The organism is Streptosporangium canum (assembly GCF_900113865.1).
Taxonomy (GTDB): Bacteria; Actinomycetota; Actinomycetes; order Streptosporangiales; family Streptosporangiaceae; genus Streptosporangium; species Streptosporangium canum.
Genome location: NZ_FOQY01000009.1, coordinates 37,059 through 60,737, shown reverse-complemented (window position 1 = coordinate 60,737; position 23,679 = coordinate 37,059). Strand labels below are relative to the sequence as shown.

The window sequence follows — 23,679 nt, the reverse complement described above, 5'->3', positions numbered from 1 at the left end:
CGGACTGATCCGGCGGTCCGCGTGTGAGGCGGGCTGGATCCGGCGGTCCGCTCCGGATCCGTCTTCCGGGGTCGCGTCCGGCCGGTGTCCCCGGAGCGGGGACACGATCACTGGCGGATCATGACCCCGTCCCGCGTCTGGCCCGACACGAGACGGGCGGGATCCAGCACGACCCGCAGCCGGAACCAGCCGTCCTCCTCCGGGCCCGCGGTGAGCCGTCCTCCGACGATGGCCAGGCGAGTGGTGAGGTTGCCCAGTCCGGTTCCCGCCTGCGGTCGTACGGCGTCGCGGGAGAACCCGTCATTGGCGATGGTGAGCTGGAGCAGTCCCCGGGCGTACTCGGTCTCGATCCGGCACCGCCGGGCGCCGCTGTGCCGCAGCACGTTGGTGACGGCCTCCCTGAGAACGGCGCTCAGCACCGTGTTGACCGCGGGATCGTTGAACATCGGCAGCGGGTCGTGGTCCAGGTTGACCGTGACCTCGATTCCGGCCGTGGTGAGCATCGCCCTGGCGGAGGCGGCCTCCTCCTCGAGTGACAGCTCCAGGTGATCTCCGGAGACGGCCCTCATGTCGGCGCGCGCCCGCTCGGAGATCACGACGATGTCGCCGAGCTCCGTCCGCGCCCGCTCGGGATCCCGGTCGAGCAGCCGGCGGACCAGCTCGCTTTTCAGCAGGATGGCCGCGAGGTTGTGGCCGAGCAGATCGTGCAGGTCACGGGCGACCCGGAGCCGTTCCTGGGCTATCGCGGCGCGCGCCGGTTCCTCCCTGGTGGCCTGGAGCTCCTTGATCGACTGAGTGAGCCGGGCCAGACCGGACACCACCAGCCCGGTCACGAGCACGCTGATCGTCAGATTGACGACCACGGTCACCCCCAGCGAGAGCAGCACGCCGGCGCTCGCGACGCTCGCCATCGCGAGCACGACGAGCGGCCAGGACAGCGACGGGGGAAGGGCCAGCAGCAGGGAGCCCGCCAGGAAACCCGGGACGTTCAGCCACCCCCGCCCGTACCAGAGGATCGGCAGGAAGCTCAGGACCGCCTGGACGGACAGGGAGAGCAGGGGCCGGTCCCGTGTACCGCGCAACTGCAGGACGCCCAGTACGGCCAGGCAGGCGACGGCTCCCGCCAGCGCCTGTACCGGGACGTAGATCAGGATCTTGGCGGCGAACCCGGCGAGCACCACCAGCAGGACCGTGACCGACAGACTGTAGGCCGAGTCGGGCAGCGGCGCGGCCCGTTTCGAGCTCGCCGGGACGGCCGCCTCGATCACGGACCGGCCGCCGGGCCCGGAGCCGGCGGTGAAGTGGCCGCCCGCGTCCCGGAGCGGGCCGGCCAGACCGTCGAGGCGGTCGGTGTCCAGGGCCGCGTCGCTGACGACGCGGAGCCGTACGAGACCGTTGTCCTCGACGGTCTCGACGACGCACCGCCGCGCCCGCCCCCGTTCGATGATCTCGGTGACCGTCTCCCTGAGCACGGCACCGAGCAGCGCGCCCGGCGGGCCGAGCGGCTCGGTGTGGCCGGTCCGTCCCTCCGTCTCGATCCCGGCCGTCGACAGCAGCGCCCGCGCCCGAGCCACCTCGGGGGACAGCGACATGCTGCGGTAGTCGACCGCCGCGGCACGCGCGTCGGCGAGAGAGCGCCGGGCGACCTCCAGCACCTCGCCGATCACCTCACCCGGCGGCTCGACCGCGAGGCGGTTGATGGCGTCCAGCCCGACGCCGATCTTCTCGTTCAGCTCGGTGGCGACACGCAGCCGCTCCTCAGCCACCGCGGCGATGGCGAGCGCGAGCCTGGCGGCGGACAGGTCCTCGACCCGGTCGGCGAGCTGGGCGAGGCCATAGATCACCAGGCCGGTCAGGGCGGTGCCGATGGCGATGCTGACCGTCGCGGCCGGATCCGGCGACCGGGTGGCCTCGATGAGGACGGCGCTCACCACGACGACCGCCGCCGCCGGCCACGCCGAGCTCAGCAGCAGCGAACCCGCGAGGAAGCCGAGCATGCCCACCGACGTCCCCAGCGGGATCACCGCCAGGTAGGCGAGGGCCGCCTGGAGGCCGAGCAGTCGCACGCTCAGATGCCGCTTCAGGCCGGGATACACGTAGACGAGCTGGATTCCGAAGATCATGGCCGCGACCGCCGCCGCCGCCAGGAGCTGGAGCGCCCCCGACTGACGGCTGTTGACCGCCAGGACGTACACGGAGGCGAACCCCGCGAGGGCGGCCGTGACGGTCCCGCGTGCGACGCTCGGCGCCAGATCGGTCCCGGACGGACGCGCCGACTTCCCGAACAACGCACCTCCATAGCCACCGCTGGCATGATTGTCGCACTTACCGCGGGGCCGGTCGCGGACGGCGCCGTCCGCGCGTCAGCGATCACCGGGCCCGGCGGGCGTGAACCGGACCGGGGCACGGGTCTGTCAGGACACCGGATCACCTGTGGCCCACGACGTTGACCACCCGGCCGTTGGGGTCGATGACGAAGAAGCGGCGCACCCCCCAGGCCTCGTCCTGCAGAGGGTGGACGATCTCCGCGCCCTGGGCGGTCACGGCCTCGTACACCGCGTCCACGTCGTCCACCTCGATGCTCAGGTCAGGCTGGACGGCCGCCGTGGAGTCCGCGCCCATGAGGGTGAGCTGTGCCGTGGGGTTGGACGGCGACGCCAGGGTCATGACCCAGCCCTGGTTCATGACCTCCACGAGACCCAGCAGGCCGTAGAACTCCCGGCTCTCCTCCAGGTCCTCCGAATGGATGTCGGGCACCACGCGGCGGATGCTCATGGACGGTTCCTCTCGCTCGAAGAGCCGCGTTCACACTGTGGCGGCTCGGCACGGCCACAGTCTGCCCGGCGGCACCGACACCGCCGCCTGTCACCGGCCCGAGCGGACCGGAGGGGCCGAGGGGGACGATCGGCATGGTCCAGCTCGCACTTCAGGCGAAAGCGCGATATATCTCGACTTTAGGCTTTAAGTCATATCTCGTCTGCGCCAACGTGTTGACCGAAAGGGCGTCATGCTCCCCCTGCTCGCGCTGGACTCCGTCCTGCCCCACCCCTACCCGCTGATCCGCGGCGGCGGGCTCTTCCTCATCTTCGTCGGCCTCGGTTTCCTGCTCGGATGGATCTTCCCCAGCCGGTGGATACCGTTCGGCATCGGCGGGTTCATCGCCGGATTCACCGCGAGCGGCCTCAGCGCGCTGTTGAAGCCGTCCCTGGGCACGCCCTCCCTGGTGCAGATCGCCGCCCTGGTCCTCTCCTTCGTCGTCGAGGCCGGCCTCCTCTACTACGTGATCACCACGTTCAAGGACCGGGACGACCGGATCATGATCTTGAGCATCCTCTTCGTGGTCGGCCTGCACTTCATCATCATGGGAATGGCGCACGGGCCGCTGATCGCGGTCCTCGGCGTGGTGACGTCGCTGAACGCCTGGATCGGGTTGAAGGTGGCGCCGAAGCTGCCGCTCCGGCTGGTCGGCGGCCTCGACGCGCTTCTGAAGATCGGGATCGGCTCCTGGATGCTGTTCCTCTACCCGGCGCTCACCTACACGTGAGCCGGCCGGAGCGAGGGCGTGACCGGGCGAGAGGACCGGCCGCGCCGGCGTCCCGGCTGATTCCGTACGGCTCGCGGAGCATAGTGGCGTCCACTCCGGCGCGTCTGTAGGACGTAACCACACAGTGGAGGTGATCGTGGACGCCGCAGAGGAGCGACGGTTCCGCGAATTCGTCTCGGCGCGGTCCCCCGCGCTGATGCGCCTGGCCTACCTGCTGACCGGTGGCGACCAGCACGCGGCGGAGGACCTGCTGCAGACGGCGCTGGCCAGGACGGTCGCCAGGTGGCGGAGCGTGGAGGCGCCCGAGGCATACGTCCGGCAGGCGATGTACCGCCAGCAGGTCTCCTGGTGGCGCCGGCGCCGGGAGACCGTCGTCGCGGAGCCGCCCGGCCGGGCCCTGGCCGACGGCGCGCACGGCGTCGATCTGCGGATCGACATGCGCCGCGCGCTGGCCAAACTGACGGCCAGGCAGCGGGCCGTGCTGGTCCTGCGGTACTACGAGGATCTGCCGGAGGCCGAGGTGGCCGGCATCCTCGGTTGCTCGGTGGGCACGGTCCGTAGCACCGCCCACCGTTCCCTGGCCAGGCTGCGCGAACTCGCGCCCGAGTTGCGGGAGCCGTACACGATCTTCGGGGAGGCGAAGGCATGACCATCGACGAGCTCGTCCGGCGGACCCTGCGTGACTGGTCCGACGAGGCGCGGGTCCCCTCCGACCTGGCGTCGAGGGTCCTCCGGAGGCGGCGGCGTTCCGGGGTCAAGGCGTTCGCGGTGGTCGCGGGGGCGACCGCGGCCGTCGTGGCCGGTGCGCTCACGGTCCCGGCCCTCGTCCAGAAGGGGCAGGTGGATGACAGCCGGTCCGCCGTCGTCGTCCTGACCGAGCCGAGCCCGTCCGCGGAGACTGTGGGAGACCCGGAGTCCGCGCCGCCCAGGACCCTGGTGGCCGCGGGAGGCACGGCGGTCTACTCCTACTACGTCTGGGACCAGGTGAAGATCTCCGACGACCGGCAGGTGCTGACGCGGGCCTGGAGCCTCTACGACAAGGGCGGGCAGACCTACGAGCAGACCCCGTGGGCGTGGCTCGACGTCGCGCCGGGCGGGGAGTCGGTCGCGGTGCTGGAGCAGGTTCCGGCGCGCCGGGTCGGGGTGGTCACCGGCCGGGGCGGCGAGGTCCGGTGGATCGACCTGGAGCGCCCGGCCGGGGCGGTGCGCTGGTCCCCCGACGCGAAGAAGCTGCTGGTGACCAACTACGGCGGCAACCCGGACGAGTCCTACGTCCCGGTGAACAACAGCCAGAAGATGATGCCCACGTCCCGGACCGGCTACACCGTCGTCGACCTGGACAGCGGGCAGTCCGCGTTCCACGCGCTGGAGCCGGATGAGAACAACCGGTTCGGCGGCCGCCAGGACTTCTCCTGGAGCACGGACGGCACGCTGGTGTGGGAGCACAACAGCACGCCGCCCGGCACCAAGAAGTTCTACGACCTGGATGGCAACCCGCGGCCCGGACCGCCGGGGGCGGCCGAGACCTACGAGGCGGCCGGAGTGTCGCCCGACGGCCGGTGGATCCCGGCTCAGACCCCGGACAAGAATGCCGCCATGGCCCTGAAGGACGTGCGCACCGGCGAGGTCCTGTCGGTCAAGCCGATCGACGGGCAATGGATCGAGCAGCTCGTGGCCTGGGCGGACGACGGCCACGTGATCACCTGGGCGTGCGAGTCCAAGGGGTTCAACAGCTGCGTCGGGAGCGAGTTCCGCAACCGGCTGCTCCTGGTGGACGTGAACGGCGGCGAGGCCGTGCCGCTCACCGGATACCGCGAGAACAACCAGAAACCCGGCTCGTGGGAGCCGGTCTTCACCCGCCGCTGAGCCGCCCGCACGCGAGCCGTACGAGATTCTCGATCTTGTACGGCTCGCGTGCGGCCGGCTCGGCTCGGATCTGCCAGGAGGGCCGGATGGGAAAGACGCCGATGTATGAGGCCGCCGGGGTGGTCGCGGCCCCGATCGAACGGGTGGAGCGGCTGGTGCTCGCGGTCCGTCTCGGCGGCCAACCGGTTCTTCGTCGGCTTCGGCGGGAAGACGCGCGACGGCTTCGCTGAGGGACTCCAGCGGATCGGCCGGGAGCTGGGCTGCCCGGTACGTCTGCTCTGAGCCTGTTCCGTGCCGCCTGGTGCGCTCCGTGCGCTGTGTGGCGCTCCGTGCGGAGAAAAACACTCGCTGTCCGGCCGCACGTGTTCGTATGCTCCAGGTCATGACGGTCGACTGGATCCCGCTGACCAAGAACGACACCGGCACGTGGGCGGAGCTGCTCGCCGACGTCGAGAGGGCCGACCGGGTCGGGGAGAACTACGGAGCCGACGACCTCGCGGACGACGTCGACAACCCCCTGCTCGACCTGGCCGAAGGCACCCTGGCCGCGTGGGACGGGGACAGGATGGTGGCCTTCGGCGTCACCGCCTGCCGCCCGGCCGCCGACCCGGTCCATCAGATGACCCTGTGGGGCGCGGTCCATCCGGACTACCGCCGTCGCGGCCCCGGCAGGCATCTGCTCGACTGGGCGGTCCGCACCACACCGGTGCTGCACGGACGCCGCTTCCCCGGACAGCCCCTCGAACTCCACGTCCACGCGTTCGACAGCAACGCGGGCGCGGCGGCGCTGGTCACCGGGGCGGGGATGACCCCGGTCCGGTGGTTCTACGGCATGAGCCGCGACCTGGGCGCGGAACCGCCCGCGGTCGGCCTGCCGGGCGGGTTGAAGATCGTCCCCTACGGCGAGGACCTCGCCGAGGCCGCCCGGCAGGTGCGCAACGCGTCCTTCACCGACCACTGGGGCAGTGTCCTCCACACCCCGGAGAGTTGGAAGAACGCCATCGTCGGCGTGCAGGCCTTCCGTCCCGAGGGTTCCTTCCTCGTCCAGGACGGGGCGGGCGGGAACGTCGCGGTGCTGCTCACCCACTACTTCGAGGCCGACACCGAGGCCACCGGAGTCCGGGAGGCGTGGATCCAGATCATCGGCACCCTGCGCGAATGGCGGGGGAAGGGGGTGGCGAGCGCGCTGCTCGCCCACGCCCTCACCGAGTTCCGCGCCCAGGGCTACCAGAGGGCCGGGCTGGGGGTGGACGCCGACAACCCGACCGGTGCGCTGGGGATCTACACCCGCGCCGGATTCGAGGTCGAGCACCGCACGACCACCTACGCCCTCCCGCTCAGCTGAGACGGGCGCTCCCGCTCGGCTGAGACGGGCGCTCCCGTTCAGCTGAGACGGGCGCTCCCGGAGCCCCTCATTCCCGGTGCGGGATTCTCCCGCGGACGACCCGCCTCTGTGGAACACCTCCGTCCGCGGATCATGGCGAGGGAAGACGGGCCCGCAGCCGCGCTCCCGGGCCTTCCCCGACGACACTCAGGCCGCCGCCGTGCCGTACCGCGATGTCCCGGGCGATGGCGAGACCGAGCCCCGACCCGCCCGCGTCCCGGCCCCGGGCCTCGTCCAGCCGGGTGAACCGGTCGAAGATCGCCTCACGGTGCTCGGCCGGGATGCCGGGCCCGTCGTCGCACACGTCGAGTACGGCTCCGCCCCCGTCCCGGGCCAGGCGCACGGTGACCGTCGAGTCCGCGTGCCGTACCGCGTTGTCCACCAGATTGGCCACCAGGCGGCGCAACTCCTCGGCCGAGCCGCGGACGACCACGTCCGCGGCCACCTCCAGCTCCACGCGGATCTCCGGCCTGGGCCGGGACCGGGTCGCCTCCTCGGCGGCTACCTGCCCGAGGTCCACCTCCCCGTGACAGGCCGGCTCGCCGGCGTCCAGGCGGGCCAGCAGCAGCAGGTCGGAGGTGAGCGCCTGGATCCGCTCCACGTCCGTCAGCGCCTCGGCCGCCAGCGGTCCGGGTGGGGCGAGCTCCAGGCGGGTCCGCAGGATGGCCAGCGGGCTGCGCAGCTCGTGGGCGGCGTCGGCGACGAAGCGCTTGTGCCGGTCGACGGCGAGTTCCAGGCGGTCGAGCGTGCGGTTCATCGTCTCGGCGAGACGGGCGATCTCGTCGCGGGACCGTGGCACCGGCACCCGGCGGTGCAGATCGCTGGCGGTGATGTCGGCCATCTCGGTGCGGATGGCCGAGACCGGCGCGAGCGCGCGGCCGACCGCCAGCCAGGTCAGGGCCGCGACCAGCAGGAGCAGCCCGGGAATGCCGGGGATCAGCAGCCCCTGCAGGGTCTGCAGGGCGGCGCCGGCGGGTTCCAGGGAGGCCCTGGCCTGAACGAGCACCATGCCCTCGACGGTGGACACGGGCATGGTGGCCACCGCGAACGAGCCGGCGGGCGCCCACCGCTCGGCGCGTACGGCGTCCACCCGACCGGTGACCCAGACGGTGTCCGCCGGGTCGGCGGTCTCCCCGCAGGGATGCGCCTGATCATTGGCCGCCCGGCCGGTGGTCGAGTGTGCGGTGATCGACTGGGCGGGCTGGACGGCCTGGGCGGGCTGGGCCAGGACCGCCTGCCACTCCGCTTCGGAGAGGTCGGCCCCCTCGATGACCTGGACATCGGGGTCCAGCGGCTCGGAGACCCTGCCGGCGGTGACCCCGGGACTGGTGGTGATCATGACGGCGGTGCCGTGGGCACGCCGGGCCGCCTCGGCGGAGGCGCTGTCCACGAGGCTGCCCTTGAGCACGCCGACGAGCACCACCGCCGCGACGCCCAGCGCGACCGCGACGATGGCGGTGGCGGCGAGGGTCGCCCGGACCCTGACCGACAGGCGCGACACCTCAGGACTCCAGCCGGTATCCCGCACCGCGCACGGTAACCAGGGACGACCGGCCGAACGGAGAGTCGATCTTCCGGCGGAGCGCGCTGATGTAGACCTCGACGATGTTCGGGTCGCCGTCGTAGGAGAAGTCCCACGCCTGGGCGAGCAGCTCGCTCTTGGAGACCACCTCGCCCGGCCTGCGCGCGAGGCCGTGCAGGACCGCGAACTCCTTCGGGGTGAGGGGGATCTCCACCTCGCCCCGGCGGCAGCGGAGCCCGGCCGGGTCGACGGTCAGGTCGCCCACCGTGATGGAGACAGGCCTGGCCCGGCCGCCCCGGCGGATCAGCGCGCGCAGCCGGGCCAGCAGCACCACGTAGGAGAACGGCTTGGAGAGGAAGTCGTCGGCGCCGGTGTCCAGGGCCTCGGCCTCGTCGTGCACCCCGTCCTTGGCGGTGAGCATCAGTATCGGCGTCCAGTTCTCCGCGTCGCGGAGCCTGGCGCAGACGGTGTAACCGTTCATCCGGGGCAGCATGACGTCGAGCACGATCACGTCGTAGACGTTCTCGCTCGCCATCCACAGCCCGTCGCGCCCGTCATGGGCGACGTCCACGGCGAACCCCTCGCCGGCCAGCCCACCCTTCAGCAGGTCGGCCAGGCGCTTCTCGTCCTCAACCAGCAGCACGCGCATGCCGCCCAGCGTGCCGTAAACCACCTAAAGCCAACCTGAAGACGGCTTCGGCGATGTTCAGGCTGGGTTCAGGCAGCGCGCGGGACGGTGTGACCGTCAGATCCGATCGATCGAGGAGAACAGAATGCGCATCCGTTTTCTCGCCGCAGCCGTGGTCACCGCAGGCGCCCTGATGGCCACCCTGACCGGTGCCGCCAACGCCTCCGACAACCCCGCCCCCACCACGCCGGAGGCGGCCTTCACCATCGTGTGCGAGGCCGGCGACGATCAGGGCGCCGTCGCGGTGCGCAGGCTCACCGACGCCGAACTGAAGGACCTTCAGGCCAAGGGCGAGCACTGGCGGAAGACCACCGCGTCCGCCCCGGTGAAGGTCACCGGGCACCTCACTTCGGTGCAGGCCACCGAGGCCACCGAGGTCACCGAGGCCACCGAGGTCACCGAGGTCACCGAGGCCACTGAGGCCCCCGAGGGCACCGTGCCCGGCCCGGTGCAGGCCACCGAGACCACCGAGACCACAGATTCGGTCCCGGCCATGCCCACCGTCCCGGCCACCCCGCTCGACCCGTCGAAGCAGACCGAGGCCGCCGGGACCACCACGGTCAGGGTCTCCCCGCTGGAGGAGGAGGGCCGCCTCGATGTGCTCTCCCACGGCGTCCAGGTGACCGGGAAGGCCGAGATGGCCAAGGCCGTGCCGGGAGCGCCGCTCGCCGAGGGCGTGGTCGTCGCCTGCGCGCAGAAGGCCGAGAAGGCGCAGGAGCTCGGAGCGGCCGGCGAGTAGCCCGTGGTGCGGGCCGTACCGGACGGGGACCGGTACGGTTCGCGCGGGCTCGGACACGCGGTCCCGGCCCGTGAGTTCACGCCGCAGCGGCACTCACGGGCCGGGGCCGCGCGGATCCGTGCGGCTCTGCGGGCTTTTCCTGGGCGCCGTATATCTGGTGACATGGGCGCTGGTCCGTCGCTACTCGGGCGATCGGTGGCCCAGAGGATGATCCTGGAAGCCGGGGTCTGCCCCCGGACCCCGGCTGTTCAGACCGATTCCCTCGCACCCCAAGGCCGCTGCCCGCCGGTCAGTACGGAAGTACGGCCCGCACCGTGAGGGTGCGGGCCGTACTCCGATGAATCTCATACCGCTATAGATCAGGACATTTTCTTGGCGGCCTGATCCGCTTGGGCGTCAGCCTTGTGGGCGGTCTCTTCGGCGGTGGACTCGGCCTTCGACTTGACGCCGTGCATCATCTCGGATGCCTTGTCCGTCGCGGAGTGCGCCTTCTCTCCCACCCAGCGGGACGCGTCGGCCGTGCTGTCCTTCATCGCCTCGGTCCACTGGTCGGCGCTCTTGCGGTACATCGCGAAGCCGATGGCTCCGACCGCGAGACCGGTGAACAGCAGGACCATCGGCCACCTGCGGGACTTGGCCGCCGGTGTCGGATCGATCTTGGTCGCCGCCTGCGACAGCATCGCACTGATCTTCGGCGCGAGTTGCTCCTCGAACGAGTGAGCGGCGGCGTCCAGCCTCGGTGCCGCCCACCCCCTGGCCACGTAGACCTTGTCGTTGGCCGTCCCACGGGCGTGGGTGGCGGCATCGCGGGCGTGAGTGGCCGCGTCCCGGGCGTGAGCGGCCATCGGGCCTACCCGGTCGGCGGCACGCGCGACCTGAGCCTTCACCTGGTCCAGGCGCGTTTCCGGTATCACTATCTCGATGTGACGCTTTCCAAATTGTGCAAGAGGCACGTTATCCTCCCCAGGTCGTCGGGGCCCCGTTGCCACCCCTGCCCGCTCGAAGGCGGCTCAATCATGACCAGTCGTGGGAGGATGCTAGATGGACCGGCTACGGCCGCAACCATCAAAACATCACAAGAGCAGCATGTTGCACAGGCTTTAGCCAAGACCAGAAGGGGGCAATCCGATCGTGGCTGAGAAGTTGATCGCGAACCTGAAGACCAATCGTGGCACTGTGAAGATCCAGCTCTTCCCGGACCACGCGCCCAAGACCGTGCGCAACTTCGTCGAGCTGGCCGAGGGCACCCGCGAGTGGGTGAACCCGACGACCGGCGCGAAGACCACCGACAAGCTCTACGACGGAACGGTCTTCCACCGGGTCATCGAAGGCTTCATGCTCCAGGGCGGCGACCCGCTCGGTCAGGGCACCGGCGGTCCGGGCTACAAGTTCGACGACGAGATCCACCCGGACCTCTACTTCAACCGTCCCTACCTGCTCGCCATGGCCAACGCCGGCATCCAGTTCGGCAAGGGCACCAACGGCTCGCAGTTCTTCATCACGGTGGTGCCCACGCCGCACCTGAACGGCAAGCACTCCATCTTCGGCGAGGTCATCGAAGGCCAGGACGTCGTCGACGCCATCGCCAAGACCGACACCGACGCCCGGGACCGGCCCAAGGAGCCCGTCGTGCTGGAGTCGGTCACCATCGACCGCGTGCAGGGCTGACCGCTCTCGGAACCGACCGCGTGCGGCGCTGAGCGCTCTCGAAACGGCGGCCTCCACACGGAGGCCGCCGTTTCATGTGTCCAGGTGCTCGGGATCATGAATAGGCTGGCAGTCTGTGGATAACAGCACGGTCGAAGGGGCCAGCGACACGCCATGACCACTCAACCACCCATCGAGCCTGAAACCGCCGCCGTTCCCACGTGTTATCGGCATCCGGGCCGTGAGACCTACGTGCGCTGCCAGCGTTGCGAGCGCCCCATCTGCCCCGACTGCATGCGCGACGCCTCCGTCGGCTTCCAGTGCCCCGAGTGCGTGGCCCAGGGAAACAAGACGGTACGGCAGGCGCAGTCGACCTTCGGCGGCCGGGCCGTCACCACGCCCCGGGTCACCTGGGCGCTGCTGATCGTCAACATCCTGGCCTACGCCGCGGAGACCCTGAGCCCCAGCGTGGTGAGCGCCTTCCAGATGAGCTCTGGACACGTCGCCTTCCTCGGCGAGTGGTGGCGTCTGATCACCGGAGCCTTCCTGCACATGCCGCTGAGCGCGGGCGGCTTCGCGCTCACCCACATCCTGTTCAACATGTGGGCGCTCTACGCCATCGGTCCCGAGCTGGAGCGACGTCTCGGCTCGCTGCGCTTCCTGGTGCTCTACCTGCTCTCCGCGCTCGGCGGATCCGTCGCCATCTACCTGTTCGGCATCGCCGCGGTGGGCGCCTCGGGCGCGATCTACGGCATGTTCGGCGCGATGTTCGTGGTCTCCAAGAAGCTCGGCTACGACGCCCGCGGCGTGCTCTGGCTGATCGGCATCAACGTGGTGCTCACCTTCACGGTCTCCAACATCAGCTGGCAGGGGCATCTCGGCGGCCTGGTCACCGGTGCGATCGTCGCCGGGATCCTCGCCTACGCCCCGCCGAAGAGCCGTAACGCGGTCCAGTGGGGAGGCTGCGCGGCGGTGCTCGTGGTGCTCGTCGCGCTGGTCGCGCTGCTGCCGCCGTACGCCTTCCAGCTCCAGTACGGCATCATCAGCTGATCCACACCCTGATGCTTCCCCAGGGTGTGGATAAATTCTGTGGAAAAAACTAACGCCAGCGAGTGGACAACACCACACCGAAGATGATGAAAACGAACCCGATCAGCAGGTTCCAGTTCGCCAGTTCACCGATGAAGGGTGCGGTGGGCGCCACGTAGTAGATGGCGATCCACAGGATGCCGATGATCCAGGATGCCACCATGACCGGCGCCAGCCAGCGCGGGCTCATCTTGACCTGCTGGGTCGTCTGCGGCGGCGTGTAGACCGCCTTCTTGCGAGTCTTGGGCTTGGGCACTGGGGTCTCTTCCTGCGTCGACCCTGCGCGATCCGGACCGTGCGCAGGTTATGTCAGCTAGCGTAATCGCTGGTGGGCGAAGACCCGAGTAAGAATAGTCTCCGCACCCGGGACATGGCGATCCCAGAAGGGATCATCACAGCGCAAACCTTGGATCAATCGCGTGATCCGCGCCGGGCCGGGATGATCCGCCGTCACTAGCCTGAGTCCATGAGAGCCGCGCTGAGGGCCTTCGGGGAGCTGAGCATCACCGCCGGGGTGATCATTCTGCTCTTCTGCGCATACCTCCTCTGGGGGACCGGCGCCTACACCGACCGGCAGCAGACCGTGCTGCGCGAGCAGCTCCTCAAGGAGTTCGCCGCCAAGGAGCCCGCGAAGCTCACACGTATCCGGCTGGGCGGGGCGATGGCGCTGCTGAGGATCCCCCGGTTCGGGCGCGACTACCGCTACGCCGTGGTGGAGGGCGTCGGCTCGGAGGAACTGCGGATGGGACCCGGCCACTACCCGGGCTCCGCCATGCCGGGAAAAGTTGGAAATTTCGTTCTTTCGGGGCATCGGACCACCTACGCCGCGCCCTTCAGCCGGCTCGACGAGCTCCGCCGGGGCGACGACATCGTGGTCGACGCCCGGGAGGCCCGCTACACCTACCGGGTCACCGGCAAGCGCGTCGTCGAGCCCACCGAGGTCGGAGTGATCGCCCCGGTCCCCGGCAAGCCCGGCAGCAAGCCCACCGATGCCCTCATCACCCTGTCGACCTGCCATCCGGAGTACTCCGCCGCACAGCGGCTCATCGTCTTCGGAGAGCTGGACAGGAGTGAGGACCGTCGCAGATGAGGAGAGTCCCGTGTACGGCTGGATCTGGCGGCTGCTCCCCGGCGGCCTCGCGACCAAGGTGTTCATCGCGGTGGTGCTGGCAGGGCTGGCGGCGGCCGTACTCTGGTACGTCGTGTTTCCCTGGCTCGAACCCCGTGTCCCCCTCGATCACACCACGGTGGGCTGATGACCCGCATTCTCGTCGTGGACAACCACGACAGCTTCGTCCACACCATCGTCCAGTATCTCCGTGAGCTCGGCGCCACCTGCGACGTGCGCCCACGTGACCACGTCGTGGCCGAGGACGCCGCCGGCTTCGACGGGGTCCTGGTCAGCCCGGGTCCCGGCACCCCCGAAGCCGCCGGGGTGAGCGTCCCGCTCGTCGGTTACTGCGAGGCCCGCGACCTTCCGCTGCTCGGCGTCTGCCTCGGCCACCAGGCCATCGCGATCGCCCACGGCGCCACCGTGGCGCGGGCACCGGAGCTGATGCACGGCCGTACCAGCGCGATCACGCACGACGGCCGCGGCGTCTTCGCCGGGCTGCCGTCCCCGGTGACCATGACGCGCTACCACTCGCTGGCGGTCGTGCCGGAGACGGTCCCGGAGATCCTCGAAGTCAGCGCGACCACCGGTGACGGCCTGATCATGGGCCTGCGCCACCGCACCGCCCCCATCGAGGGCGTGCAGTTCCACCCCGAATCGGTGATCTCCGAACACGGCCACCGGCTGCTCGGAAATTGGCTCGCGGGAATCGTGTAACACCGGAACCGTCTTGAACGACTAACCAGTGAGCCCTTCCGCCATCGCCCCCGAGTGGCGGAAGGGCTCTTATCCGTTCTCGGACGGATCGGCTACCGGGCCGGGCGGCTTTACAGCGCCCGGAAAGCCCCCAGATGGCCCCAGAGCCCTGTGAGAGCCCGGAGCGCACCCCAGAGCCCGAGAGAGCCCTGAGAGCCCAGAGAAAACGAGAAAACGCCGGAATCTGGAGCACTCCTCTCAAACCCCCTGGAGAGCCCTCAAAAATCCCCCCTGCGCCCTCGAAGACCCCGAAGACAGGACGACCCCCGCCAACCGGCGGGGGTCGTCCTGTCGGAGCCGGGGATCAGCCGCCCAGGTCGTCGCTGGGCGCCTCGTTGAAGAACGGGTCCTCGGTCTCCGTCGGGTCGGGCTCCGGTTCCTCGGTGATCGGCGGTTCCTGGGTCGGTTCGGTCGTCGGCGGGGCGGTCGGCTGCGGCGCCTGCCCGCTGGAGACGACCAGTGTGATCGTGGTGCCCTGCTGGAGCTTGGCGCCGGCCTCCGGGGCCTGGCTGAGCACGGTGCCCTCCGGCAGGTCGCTCTCCTGCTCGACGACCTTGTACTTGAAGCCCGCCTCCTTGAGCATCCGCTTGGCGTCGTTGACCGTGAGGCTGGCCACGCCCGGGACCTCCACGGCCTCCTTGGGGACGTAGACCAGGACGGTGCTGCCCTTGTCGGCCTTCTTGCCCGCCTCGGGTTTGGTCTCCAGCACCTTGTCCTGCGGGCCGCTGGAGGCCTTGGTCCGCACGCTGGGCACGAAGCCCGCCTCCTCAAGGGCGGCCTTGGCCTCGTCCGTGGTCATGTTGACCACGTTGGGCACCTCGGCCTTCTCCACGCCCTTGGAGACCGTGAGCGTGACCTCGGAGCCCTTGTCGACCGCGGTGCCGGCCGCCGGGCTGGTCTCGATGACCGTGCCCTTCTCCGACTCCTCGTCGAACTTCTCGACCGTTTTGACGGTCAGGCCGAGATCCGTCAGCGCCTTGGACGCCGCCGCCTCGGTCCGTGAGGTCAGCGCCGGAATCTTGACCTTGTTCGCCGCGTCGGAGTCGCCGGGGGAGCTCAGGAACATGTATCCCACGCCGATGAAGGCGCCGATGACCAGGAGCGGGACCAGGATCCACGCGGCGGTCTTGACCGCGGTGTTGCCGTTGCTCTGCTGCCGGCGGCGGCCCCGCTCGCCGCGCCCGCCGCCCTCCTCCGTGCCGTACTCGTACGCCGGGACGGCGGTGGTGCGCTGGGTGGCCGGCCCGCCGGGGCCGGGGGTCTGCATGGTCCGGGTGGCCGAGCCGTAGTTGTTGGCCAGCGCCATCGTCTGGGCGTCCATCGGGATGCCGGACATCGCCCGCTGGATGTCGGCCCGCATCTCCCCGGCGCTCTGGTAGCGGTGCGCGGGGTCCTTGGCCATCGCCTTGAGCACGATGGCGTCGGCCCACTTGGGGATCTCCGGGTCGATCTGCGACGGCGGGATCGGGTCCTCGCGCACGTGCTGGTAGGCGATCGCGACGGGGGAGTCGCCGGTGAACGGCGGCTGCCCGGTCAGCAGTTCGTACAGCACGCAGCCGGTGGAGTAGATGTCGCTGCGGGCGTCCACCCGCTCGCCCCTGGCCTGCTCCGGCGACAGATACTGCGCGGTGCCGATGACCTGGGCGGTCTGCGTCATGGTCGCGGCCGAGTCGGCCATCGCGCGGGCGATGCCGAAGTCCATGACCTTCACGTCACCGTTGTTGGTGATCATGATGTTCGCCGGTTTGATGTCCCGGTGGACGATGCCGCCGCGGTGGCTGTAGTCCAGCGCCCGCAGGATCCCGTCGACCAGCTCGGCCGCCCGTTCGGGCAGCAGCCGCCGGTCGGCCCGGAGCAGGTCGCGCAGCGTGCGGCCGTCGACGTACTCCATCACGATGTACGGCACCGGCGCGCTGCCCGCCACGTCCTCGCCGGTGTCGTAGACCGCGACGATGGACGGGTGGTTCAGCGACGCGGCGGACTGCGCCTCACGACGGAAACGGGCCTGGAAGATGTGGTCTCTCGCCAGGTCCGCGCGGAGGGTTTTGATGGCGACGATCCGATCCAGCCGGATGTCTCGGGCGCGATATACCTCGGCCATGCCGCCACGCCCGACGACGCCGTCAAGCTCGTAGCGATCGCCGAGGCGTCGGGGCTGAGTCATTTCCTGCACTGTCCCTTACCGTTCATCTTGGGTGCCGGTGAGCTCTTGAGCCACCGGTGTCCATCATCGACCCGTTGCCGCATCACGTCTCCCCGTTCGGAGGCTCTGTGTCGCCGGGTCCGGGAGTGGTGCTCGGTGTGAGGCTCGGTGTCGCCGTCGGGGCGGTGGGCGTCGGGGTCGAAGTAGTCGGGGTGGGGGTGGGCGATGGCGACGTGGTCGGCCGGGGGCTGGGTTTGACCGATGTGCTTACCGTAGCCGACGGCGTGGGGGAAGGGCGGAGTGGCTTCGTCGGCGAGACAGGCGGTCTGGTCGTCACCGGCTTGGTTCTGCTCGGCCGGACCGTGGGGGTCTTGGTGACCGGGCTCAGCGGCACGACCGGCTCCTCCGACGTGCTCTCGCCGTTGCGCTCCGTCAGGTCGTGGGCCACCAGCGTGCCCAGTCCGACGGCGGCGGCGCACCCCGCGGCGACCGCGACGATCACCGTCGTCCGGCGCAGGCCGCGGCGCCTCGGCGCGATCCGCGCCGTCCGCACCGGAGCGGGACCGGAGCCCAGAGCGGATCCCACGGCCGGGCCGGAAGCCGTGGCCGGACCGGAATCCGGGCCCGGAGCCGACGTCAGGGCGGGGGCGACCTCCCGCGGCCATTCGCCCGCGGGCTCCACCCGCCACCCCGCGGGATCGGTGAGCATGGCCAGGTCGGCGGCGCCCGCGGTGGCGAGCGACTCGCGCAGCGCGTACGCCCGGCCGGCCAGCTCCCCGGCTCCGGCGGGGCGCCGCTCGGGGTCCTTCGACAGGCAGGCCATGACCAGCTCGCGCACCGCCGCGGGCACGCTCCCGGGCAGCGGCGGCGGGGTCTCGCCGAGATGCATGAGGGCGATCGCCACCTGCGTCTCGGCGACGAACGGCGGCCGCCCCGCCAGGCACTCGTAGGCGACCACGCCCAGGGAGTAGACGTCGGTCGCGAAGGTCAGCGGGTCTCCCGAGGCCTGCTCGGGGCTGACGTACTGCGCGGTGCCGAGCACGGTGCCCGTCTGGGTCATCGACGAGGCCTCCAGCGCCCTGGCGATGCCGAAGTCTGTGATCTTGATCACGCCGGCCCCGGTGACCAGGAGATTGCCCGGCTTGATGTCCCGGTGGATGATCCCGGCGCCGTGCGCCGCCCGCAGGGCCTTGGCGGTCTGGTAGACCACGTCGAGGGTGATCTCGACGCTCAGCGCGCCGTCACGCGCCAGGATGCCGGCCAGGGACTCGCCGGGGACGAGCTCCATCACCAGGTAGGCGACGCCGTCGGCCTCGCCGTAGTCGAAGACCTGGGCGATGCCGGGGTCGGCCAGCTTCGCCGCGATCCTCGCCTCCCTGCGGAACCGCTCGCGGAAGGCCGGATCGGCCGCCACGTGCCGGCGCAGCAGCTTCACCGCCACCTCGCGGCCGAGCAGCTCGTCCTTGGCCCGCCAGACCTCGCCCATGCCGCCCGTCGCGATCCGCCCCAGCGGACGGTATCGGCCCCCGAGCAACGCGGTCATCTACCCAGCACCGCTTCCATCACGCTCTTGGCGATGGGAGCGGCGGTGTGCCCTCCGGAGGCGTCGTCCCCGGCGCTGCCGGACTCGACCATGAGCGCGAGAGCGACCTTGGGGTCCTCGGCCGGGGCGAAGGAGATGAACCACGCGTGCGGGTCCCGGCCCTCGGCGGTCTCGGCGGTGCCGGTCTTGCCGGCGACGGTCACCCCGGGGATCTGCGCGGCGTTCGCGGTGCCGTTGTTGACGACGTTGATCATCATCTCCTGGAGCTTGCGCGCGGTGTCCTCGCTGATCGCGGTGGTGAACTCTTCGGGGTCGGCGCTCTCGATCTCGCCGCCCTCCGAGTCCGCGATCTTGTTCACCAGGTACGGCTTCATGACCACGCCGTTGTTGGCGATGCCCGCGGCGATCATGGCCATCTGCAGCGGGGTCATCTGGTTGCTGCGCTGGCCGATCGAGGCCTGGGCGAGCGCGGCCTTGTCCTCCTCGGGGCCGAAGTCGCTGGCCGCGACCGGCATCGGGACGGCCAGCGGGTCACCGCCGATGCCGAACTTGCGGGCCTGGTCGTTGATGGCGTCGTAGCCCAGGTCCATGGCGATCTTGCCGAACGGCGTGTTGCACGAGCGCTCCAGCGCGAACGACAGCGTCACCCGTCCGGAGCCGCACGCCGCGCCGCCGGAGTTGGGCAGGTCGGCGGTGGTGTTGGGCAGGTCGAGCAGCTGCGGGGCGTCCACCTGGCTCTGCGGGCCGAGGGTGTCGTCGCTCTCCAGGTAGGCCGCCATGGTGACGACCTTGAAGGTCGAGCCCGGCGGGTAGGTGCGCTCGATCGCCCGGTTCAGCAGCGGCTGGTCCTTGTCGTCCGCCAGTTTGGCGTAGGCCTTGTTGACCTCGGCCTTGTTCGCCTTGGACAGCGGGTTGGGGTCGTAGCTGGGGATCGAGACCATGGCGAGGATCGCCCCGGTCTTCGGCTCGATCGCGACCAGCGCGCCCTTCTTGCCGCTGGCGCCGAGCGTCTTGTAGGCAGCCTCCTGCGCCTTGGGGTTGATCGTCAGGTCGACGTTGGCGCCCTTGGTCTGCTTGGCGGTGAACAGGTCGATGCTGCGCCGGATCAGCAGGTCGGCGCTGGTGCCGTTGAGCAGGCTGTTCTTGGCCCGCTCCATGTCGCGCTCGCTCTCCGGGGCGAAGAACCCGGTGATGGGCGCGTAGACCTTGCCCTCCGGGTAGCGCCGCTCGAAGCGGAAGTCGTTGCTGCCGGTGTCGACGGACTCGGCGAGCACCTTGTCGCCGGCGGTGATCCGGCCCCGCTCGACCTCGTAGCGGTCGAAGAAGTTGCGGATGTTGCGCGAGTCCGCGCGCAGGTCGTCCGCCCGCACGGCCTGCAGGTAGTTCACGTTGAGCATGAGCAGACCGAACATGAGCAGACAGGCCAGGGCGGCGCGCTTGAGGGGGCCGTTCATCGCTGGAACACCTGCGTCATTCCTTCGTCCTGGATGGCTTGGGGTGGCGGCTTCCTCGCCGCATCCGACATGCGTACCAGCAGCGCGATAAGGATCCAGTTAGCCAGCAGCGCCGAGCCGCCCTGGGACATGAACGGGGTGACCAGGCCGGTCAGCGGGATCAGGTTGGTCACGCCGCCGACGATGATGAAGACCTGCCAGGCCAGGATGAACGACAGGCCGCCGGCCAGCAGCTTGGAGAACGGGTCGCGGGCCGCGATCGAGGTGCGCAGGCCGCGCTGCACCAGCAGCGCGTAGACCATCAGCAGGGCCATCAGCCCGGTCAGGCCCAGCTCCTCGCCGGTGGCGGGGAAGATGAAGTCGGAGATGGCCAGCGGGATCTTCTCGGGATGGCCCTGGCCGAGCCCGGTGCCGAGGATCCCGCCGGCGGCCATGGCGAACAGGCCCTGCATGAGCTGCTCGCTGCCGCCCAGCTCACGCGCGAAGAGCTTCGGGTCCTCCGGGTTGAGGTAGACCTCGAAGCGGGCGTACACGTGGTCGAAGACCATCCCGGCGAGGATCGCGCCGCCGACGAAGAGCAGGATGCCGATCAGGACCCACGAGGTGCGCTGGGTGGCGATGTAGAGCATCGCGATGAACGTGCCGAAGATCAGCAGGGAGGAGCCGAGGTCCTTCTGCAGGATCAGCACGCCCAGGCTGAAGCCCCAGACGATGAGGATCGGGCCGAGGTCGCGGGCGCGGGGCAGGTCGATGAAGAGCAGCCGCCGACCGGCCAGCGCCAGCACGTCGCGCTTGGCGACGAGGTAGCCGGCGAAGAAGACGATCAGGGCGAGCTTGGCGAACTCGGCGGGCTGGAGCTGGCCCACCCCGGGGATCTTGATCCAGATGCTCGCGCCGTTCTCCGAGTGGCCGATGAGCGGCAGCAGCGGCGAGATCAGCAGGAAGAGCCCGATGGCGCCGGCGGTGTAGGTGAGCCGCTGCAGCGCGCGGTGGTCGCGCAGCACGATCAGCGTCACGCTGAACAGGACGACCCCGACGGCCGTCCACAGGAGCTGGGTGTTGGGCGAGGCGCCGTACGCCGGGGGCTTGGCCTGTTCGAGACGGTAGATCATCACCAGGCCGAGGCCGTTGACCAGCGTCACCAGGGGCAGGATCAGCGGGTCGGCCCAGGGGGCGAACCTGGCGAGCACGAGGTAGGCGGCCAGCATGAACCCGCCCAGGCTGAGGCCGTAGGTGAGCATGCCCGAGGGGATCTGCTTGTCGATCGCCAGCCCCACGTTGGCGTACGCGAACATCACGATCACGACCGCGAAGGCGAGCATCGCCAACTGGGCCAGCCGTCGTTTGGCGGGCAGGGGGACGGGCTCGACGCTTGGGGTGCTCATGTGTCTACTGCGACCTTGTGGGTTCCGGGGATGCGGTGCCGCTCGGCCGGGGGGTCTGCTTGCCCTTCCCGTCAGGCTTGGATTCAGGCTTCGCCGTCGGTTTCGTCTCGGGCTTCGCCGCGGACGTCTTGAGCTCTTCGATCTTCTTCAGGCCCTCGTCGACGCTGGTGACGGGGATGCCGTCGCGGACCTGGCCCTGCTGGAACGCGCCAAGGGCGGTGACCGACTCGGTGGTGCTCCGGGCGACGTCGAAGAGCTCGATGGGGCCGAGGTTGGTCTTCACGCCCTGGAAGACCACGATCTCATCCCCTTTCGCCCCTACGAAGTACTGGTCGTCGAGCCACTGGCTCCCGAAGTACCACCCTAGGCCGCCGCCGACCAGGACGACGCCTCCCACCGAGGCCATGAGCGGCCACAGTCGACGGCGTCTGGCCGGCCGCCCTGTGGCCCTGGCGACCGGCTCATCGAGATCGTCGTCCGTGATGACGGGCTGGGGCATGGTGATCCCCGCGGCGTGGCCCGCCGGGGTGTCCGGCAGCTGGGTCCGCGGCCGGGTGGACCCGGCGGCGCCCACCACGGCGGCCTCGACGGGGAGGGCGAGCCCCTCGTCCACCTCCAGGACGTCGGCGAGCACGCAGGTGATGTTGTCGGGACCGCCGCCGCGGTTGGCCAGGTCGATGAGCGTGCGGACCACCGTCTCGGGGTCCTCGATCGTGGAGAGCGTGTGGTGCATCGTCTCCGCGCTCACCACCCCGGACAATCCGTCGGAGCAGAGCAGGTAGCGGTCGCCGACCTGGGCCTCGCGCAGCGACAGGTCGGGATCGACCTCGCCGCTGCCGTCGAGGGCGCGCAGCAGGATCGACCGCTGCGGGTGGGTGGCGGCCTCCTCCAGGGTGATGCGGCCGTCGTCCACCAGCGACTGGACCAGGGTGTGGTCGTGCGTGATCTGGTAGAGCTCCCCGGCGCGCAGCAGGTAGGCGCGGGAGTCGCCGACGTGGACCAGCGCGACCCTCGTGCCGGACCACAGCATGGCGGTCAGGGTGGTGCCCATGCCCTTGAGGCTCGGGTCCCGCCCCACCATCTCGTGGAGCCTGCGGTTGGCGTCTCTGACCGCCGCCTCGATGGCGCTGAGCAGGTCACCCCCCTGCGGGTCCTCGTCGAGGGAGGACATCGCGGCGATGGCGACCGAGCTGGCCACCTCACCGTGTGCGTGGCCGCCCATACCGTCGGCGACGGCGAGCAGACGACCGCTGGCGTACGCCGAGTCCTCGTTACCTTCGCGGAGGAGGCCGACGTCGGAGCGGGCGGCGTAACGGAGTGCGATGGTCATTTGCGCAATTCGATGACGGTCTTGCCGATGCGGATCGGAACACCGAGCGGCACCGGGGTCGGACGGGTGACTTTAGAGCGGTCGAGGTATGTGCCGTTGGTCGAACCGAGATCTTCCACGATCCACTGACCGTCCTGGGGGAAGAGCCGGGCATGCCGACTGGAAGCGTAGTCGTCGCTGACTACCAGCGTGGCGTCGTTCGCCCGGCCGATGGTGATTGGCGTCTCCGAGAGGGTAATGGTGGTGCCTTCCAGGGGACCACCGATGACGACCATCTGCCGTGGCTCCCCCTTCTTGTTCTTGGGTTTGGCCGCGGGCTTGACCGGCTTGGGAGCCTTGCGCGCGGGGGCGGCGGTGGTCGTGCGTGATCCGAACAAGTCCGTCCGGATCACGCCGACCGCGGCAATCACGAAGAACCACAGCAGCGCGAGGAACGCGAGCCGGATCAGCAGCAGCGTGAGCTCGGACATGGACCGTTTGTTTACCTTTAATCGCGCCGGAAAACCAGAGTCGTCCGCCCCAGCGTCACACGAGTGCCGTTCTGGAGCTCGACCCGGCGGACCGGCTGGCCGTTGACGAAGGTGCCGTTCGTGGAGCCGAGGTCGACGAGCACGACCAGGGGACCCTCCACGCGCAGCTCGGCGTGGTGCCGGGACACACCCGGGTCGACCAGCCGTAGATCACAGTCGGTGCCCCTGCCGAGCAGGGTCACCGGGGTGGTCAGGTCGTAGGACCGCTGTCCCTGCGGGTCGTCCTGGGTCGAGACCAGTAGGCGGGGGCGGCCCCCGAAGGCGTGTGGCTTGGCGGCCGGCACGTCGCTCACCGGCTGGCGGATCTCGTCCTGTTCGACGGTCGCGCCGCGGATCACGCCGGAGCGGATCCGGAACAGGCCGACCGCCAGATCGTCGGCCGTCTCGAAACGCACCCGGACCGGTCCCACGAAGGAGTAACCCTGTTCCTTGGCGTACTCCCTGGCGAGGTTGGCCAGTTCAAGGCTGATGCTGTCCGCGTAGACCTCCAGTCGCTCGCTGTCCGTGGTGGACAGCTCGACCACGAAGTCGTTCGGCACGAGCGTGCGCCCTTGGGCGACGATCGCCGCACGTTCGTCCATCTCGCGTTGAACCGCGCTGGCCACCTCGACCGGCTGAAGGTCAGATTTGAACGCCCGCGCAAAGGCTCCCTCAACCAAGCCTTCGAGCCTCCGCTCGAAGCGCTGAAGGACTCCCACCGGGTACCTCCCTTCCTCCGTCTACCTAGGTCACGGCCGCTTGGGGCTTGTTCCTCGCTCTCTCGCACCCAGCCGTTCCGCTCCGCGTCTAGGAGGATCGTATCCGGGTTCGTGGGTACCGGCTGATCCGTGCTAATGTTTCCACCGCACCCAAAAGGGCGGGTGGCGGAACGGCAGACGCGCACGGTTCAGGTCCGTGTGTCCGAAAGGACGTGAGGGTTCAAATCCCTCCTCGCCCACTCAAACAGAG

At 70.0% G+C, this 23,679-nt stretch carries 24 protein-coding genes and 1 tRNA gene; 12 read left to right on the top strand and 13 right to left on the bottom strand.

Annotation, left to right across the window (positions count from 1 at the left end):
- Nucleotides 1–107: 107 nt before the first annotated feature.
- Nucleotides 108–2,288: a sensor histidine kinase gene (locus BM085_RS15520; RefSeq protein ID WP_218158723.1), complete on the bottom strand. Its 2,181-nt coding sequence runs from the start codon at nucleotides 2,286–2,288 to the stop codon at nucleotides 108–110.
- Between the two features lie 139 nt (nucleotides 2,289–2,427).
- Nucleotides 2,428–2,775, bottom strand: coding sequence for a VOC family protein (locus BM085_RS15515; RefSeq protein WP_031161738.1), 348 nt, complete (start codon nucleotides 2,773–2,775; stop codon nucleotides 2,428–2,430).
- Nucleotides 2,776–3,007: 232 nt separating this feature from the next.
- On the opposite strand from BM085_RS15515, the gene BM085_RS15510 reads away from it, so the two are divergent.
- The 5 genes from BM085_RS15510 to BM085_RS15495 all read left to right on the top strand — a co-directional run bounded on the left by BM085_RS15510 (nucleotide 3,008) and on the right by BM085_RS15495 (nucleotide 6,755).
- Nucleotides 3,008–3,544, top strand: a complete 537-nt coding sequence (locus BM085_RS15510; protein ID WP_093887693.1) for a DUF6609 family protein — start codon at nucleotides 3,008–3,010, stop codon at nucleotides 3,542–3,544.
- A 136-nt stretch (nucleotides 3,545–3,680) separates the two neighbouring features.
- Nucleotides 3,681–4,193, top strand: a complete 513-nt coding sequence (locus BM085_RS15505) for a SigE family RNA polymerase sigma factor (RefSeq protein ID WP_093887868.1) — start codon at nucleotides 3,681–3,683, stop codon at nucleotides 4,191–4,193.
- Nucleotides 4,190–5,410, top strand: coding sequence for a hypothetical protein (locus BM085_RS15500; RefSeq protein WP_093887692.1), 1,221 nt, complete (start codon nucleotides 4,190–4,192; stop codon nucleotides 5,408–5,410). Before BM085_RS15505 ends, BM085_RS15500 begins: the two co-directional genes overlap by 4 nt.
- 105 nt (nucleotides 5,411–5,515) lie before the next feature.
- Nucleotides 5,516–5,692: a hypothetical protein gene (locus BM085_RS44425; RefSeq protein WP_177245116.1), complete on the top strand. Its 177-nt coding sequence runs from the start codon at nucleotides 5,516–5,518 to the stop codon at nucleotides 5,690–5,692.
- 100 nt (nucleotides 5,693–5,792) lie between these two features.
- Entirely contained in the window at nucleotides 5,793–6,755 is a 963-nt protein-coding gene (locus tag BM085_RS15495) for a GNAT family N-acetyltransferase (protein ID WP_143120934.1), read from the top strand.
- A gap of 130 nt (nucleotides 6,756–6,885) precedes the next feature.
- On the opposite strand, the gene BM085_RS15490 is transcribed toward BM085_RS15495, so the two are convergent.
- Both BM085_RS15490 and BM085_RS15485 read right to left on the bottom strand, forming a co-directional pair.
- The gene (locus tag BM085_RS15490; protein ID WP_093887690.1) at nucleotides 6,886–8,295 is read right to left on the bottom strand and encodes a sensor histidine kinase; all 1,410 of its coding nucleotides are present in this window, start codon (nucleotides 8,293–8,295) and stop codon (nucleotides 6,886–6,888) included.
- A gap of 1 nt (nucleotide 8,296) precedes the next feature.
- Nucleotides 8,297–8,965: a response regulator transcription factor gene (locus tag BM085_RS15485; protein ID WP_093887867.1), complete on the bottom strand. Its 669-nt coding sequence runs from the start codon at nucleotides 8,963–8,965 to the stop codon at nucleotides 8,297–8,299.
- A gap of 124 nt (nucleotides 8,966–9,089) precedes the next feature.
- Between BM085_RS15485 and BM085_RS44420 the strand changes: the two genes are divergently transcribed.
- Nucleotides 9,090–9,743: a hypothetical protein gene (locus BM085_RS44420; protein ID WP_093887689.1), complete on the top strand. Its 654-nt coding sequence runs from the start codon at nucleotides 9,090–9,092 to the stop codon at nucleotides 9,741–9,743.
- Between the two features lie 359 nt (nucleotides 9,744–10,102).
- On the opposite strand, the gene BM085_RS15475 is transcribed toward BM085_RS44420, so the two are convergent.
- Nucleotides 10,103–10,588: a hypothetical protein gene (locus BM085_RS15475; protein ID WP_143120931.1), complete on the bottom strand. Its 486-nt coding sequence runs from the start codon at nucleotides 10,586–10,588 to the stop codon at nucleotides 10,103–10,105.
- A gap of 286 nt (nucleotides 10,589–10,874) precedes the next feature.
- Between BM085_RS15475 and BM085_RS15470 the strand changes: the two genes are divergently transcribed.
- Together BM085_RS15470 and BM085_RS15465 are read left to right on the top strand one after the other, a co-directional pair.
- The gene (locus tag BM085_RS15470) at nucleotides 10,875–11,411 is read left to right on the top strand and encodes a peptidylprolyl isomerase (RefSeq protein ID WP_012886907.1); all 537 of its coding nucleotides are present in this window, start codon (nucleotides 10,875–10,877) and stop codon (nucleotides 11,409–11,411) included.
- A gap of 231 nt (nucleotides 11,412–11,642) precedes the next feature.
- Nucleotides 11,643–12,440, top strand: coding sequence for a rhomboid family intramembrane serine protease (locus BM085_RS15465; protein ID WP_245789340.1), 798 nt, complete (start codon nucleotides 11,643–11,645; stop codon nucleotides 12,438–12,440).
- 49 nt (nucleotides 12,441–12,489) lie between these two features.
- On the opposite strand, the gene BM085_RS15460 is transcribed toward BM085_RS15465, so the two are convergent.
- Nucleotides 12,490–12,735 (bottom strand): cell division protein CrgA, encoded by a 246-nt coding sequence (locus BM085_RS15460; protein ID WP_093887686.1) that lies wholly within the window; start codon nucleotides 12,733–12,735, stop codon nucleotides 12,490–12,492.
- A gap of 210 nt (nucleotides 12,736–12,945) precedes the next feature.
- On the opposite strand from BM085_RS15460, the gene BM085_RS15455 reads away from it, so the two are divergent.
- The 3 genes from BM085_RS15455 to BM085_RS15445 are packed head-to-tail and all read left to right on the top strand — an operon-like array spanning nucleotide 12,946 to nucleotide 14,307.
- A complete protein-coding gene (locus tag BM085_RS15455) occupies nucleotides 12,946–13,569 on the top strand; it encodes a class E sortase (RefSeq protein WP_093887685.1) in 624 nt (207 codons plus the stop codon).
- A gap of 10 nt (nucleotides 13,570–13,579) precedes the next feature.
- Nucleotides 13,580–13,735, top strand: coding sequence for a hypothetical protein (locus BM085_RS44415; protein WP_012886910.1), 156 nt, complete (start codon nucleotides 13,580–13,582; stop codon nucleotides 13,733–13,735).
- Nucleotides 13,735–14,307 carry an anthranilate synthase component II gene (locus tag BM085_RS15445; RefSeq protein WP_093887684.1) on the top strand — a complete coding sequence of 191 codons (573 nt, stop codon included), beginning with the start codon at nucleotides 13,735–13,737 and terminating at the stop codon, nucleotides 14,305–14,307. Before BM085_RS44415 ends, BM085_RS15445 begins: the two co-directional genes overlap by 1 nt.
- Nucleotides 14,308–14,650: 343 nt before the next feature.
- Here the strand turns inward: BM085_RS15445 and pknB are convergent, their stop codons facing one another.
- The 7 genes from pknB to BM085_RS15410 form a co-directional block, all read right to left on the bottom strand.
- Nucleotides 14,651–16,510 (bottom strand): Stk1 family PASTA domain-containing Ser/Thr kinase, encoded by a 1,860-nt coding sequence (gene pknB / locus BM085_RS15440; protein WP_093887683.1) that lies wholly within the window; start codon nucleotides 16,508–16,510, stop codon nucleotides 14,651–14,653.
- Between the two features lie 82 nt (nucleotides 16,511–16,592).
- Entirely contained in the window at nucleotides 16,593–18,032 is a 1,440-nt protein-coding gene (locus tag BM085_RS15435; protein ID WP_093887682.1) for a serine/threonine-protein kinase, read from the bottom strand.
- Nucleotides 18,029–19,486, bottom strand: a complete 1,458-nt coding sequence (locus BM085_RS15430) for a peptidoglycan D,D-transpeptidase FtsI family protein (RefSeq protein ID WP_093887681.1) — start codon at nucleotides 19,484–19,486, stop codon at nucleotides 18,029–18,031. The genes BM085_RS15435 and BM085_RS15430 overlap by 4 nt, the downstream gene beginning before the upstream one ends.
- The gene (locus BM085_RS15425; protein WP_093887680.1) at nucleotides 19,483–20,871 is read right to left on the bottom strand and encodes an FtsW/RodA/SpoVE family cell cycle protein; all 1,389 of its coding nucleotides are present in this window, start codon (nucleotides 20,869–20,871) and stop codon (nucleotides 19,483–19,485) included. Before BM085_RS15425 ends, BM085_RS15430 begins: the two co-directional genes overlap by 4 nt.
- 4 nt (nucleotides 20,872–20,875) lie before the next feature.
- Entirely contained in the window at nucleotides 20,876–22,201 is a 1,326-nt protein-coding gene (locus tag BM085_RS15420) for a Stp1/IreP family PP2C-type Ser/Thr phosphatase (RefSeq protein WP_093887679.1), read from the bottom strand.
- Nucleotides 22,198–22,671 (bottom strand): FHA domain-containing protein FhaB/FipA, encoded by a 474-nt coding sequence (locus BM085_RS15415; RefSeq protein ID WP_093887678.1) that lies wholly within the window; start codon nucleotides 22,669–22,671, stop codon nucleotides 22,198–22,200. Before BM085_RS15415 ends, BM085_RS15420 begins: the two co-directional genes overlap by 4 nt.
- Before the next feature lie 17 nt (nucleotides 22,672–22,688).
- Complete coding sequence (locus tag BM085_RS15410) at nucleotides 22,689–23,429, bottom strand: FHA domain-containing protein (protein WP_086573803.1); 741 nt, start codon at nucleotides 23,427–23,429, stop codon at nucleotides 22,689–22,691.
- A 156-nt stretch (nucleotides 23,430–23,585) separates the two neighbouring features.
- On the opposite strand from BM085_RS15410, the gene BM085_RS15405 reads away from it, so the two are divergent.
- Nucleotides 23,586–23,668: transfer RNA gene (locus BM085_RS15405), tRNA-Leu, on the top strand.
- Nucleotides 23,669–23,679: the final 11 nt, after the last annotated feature.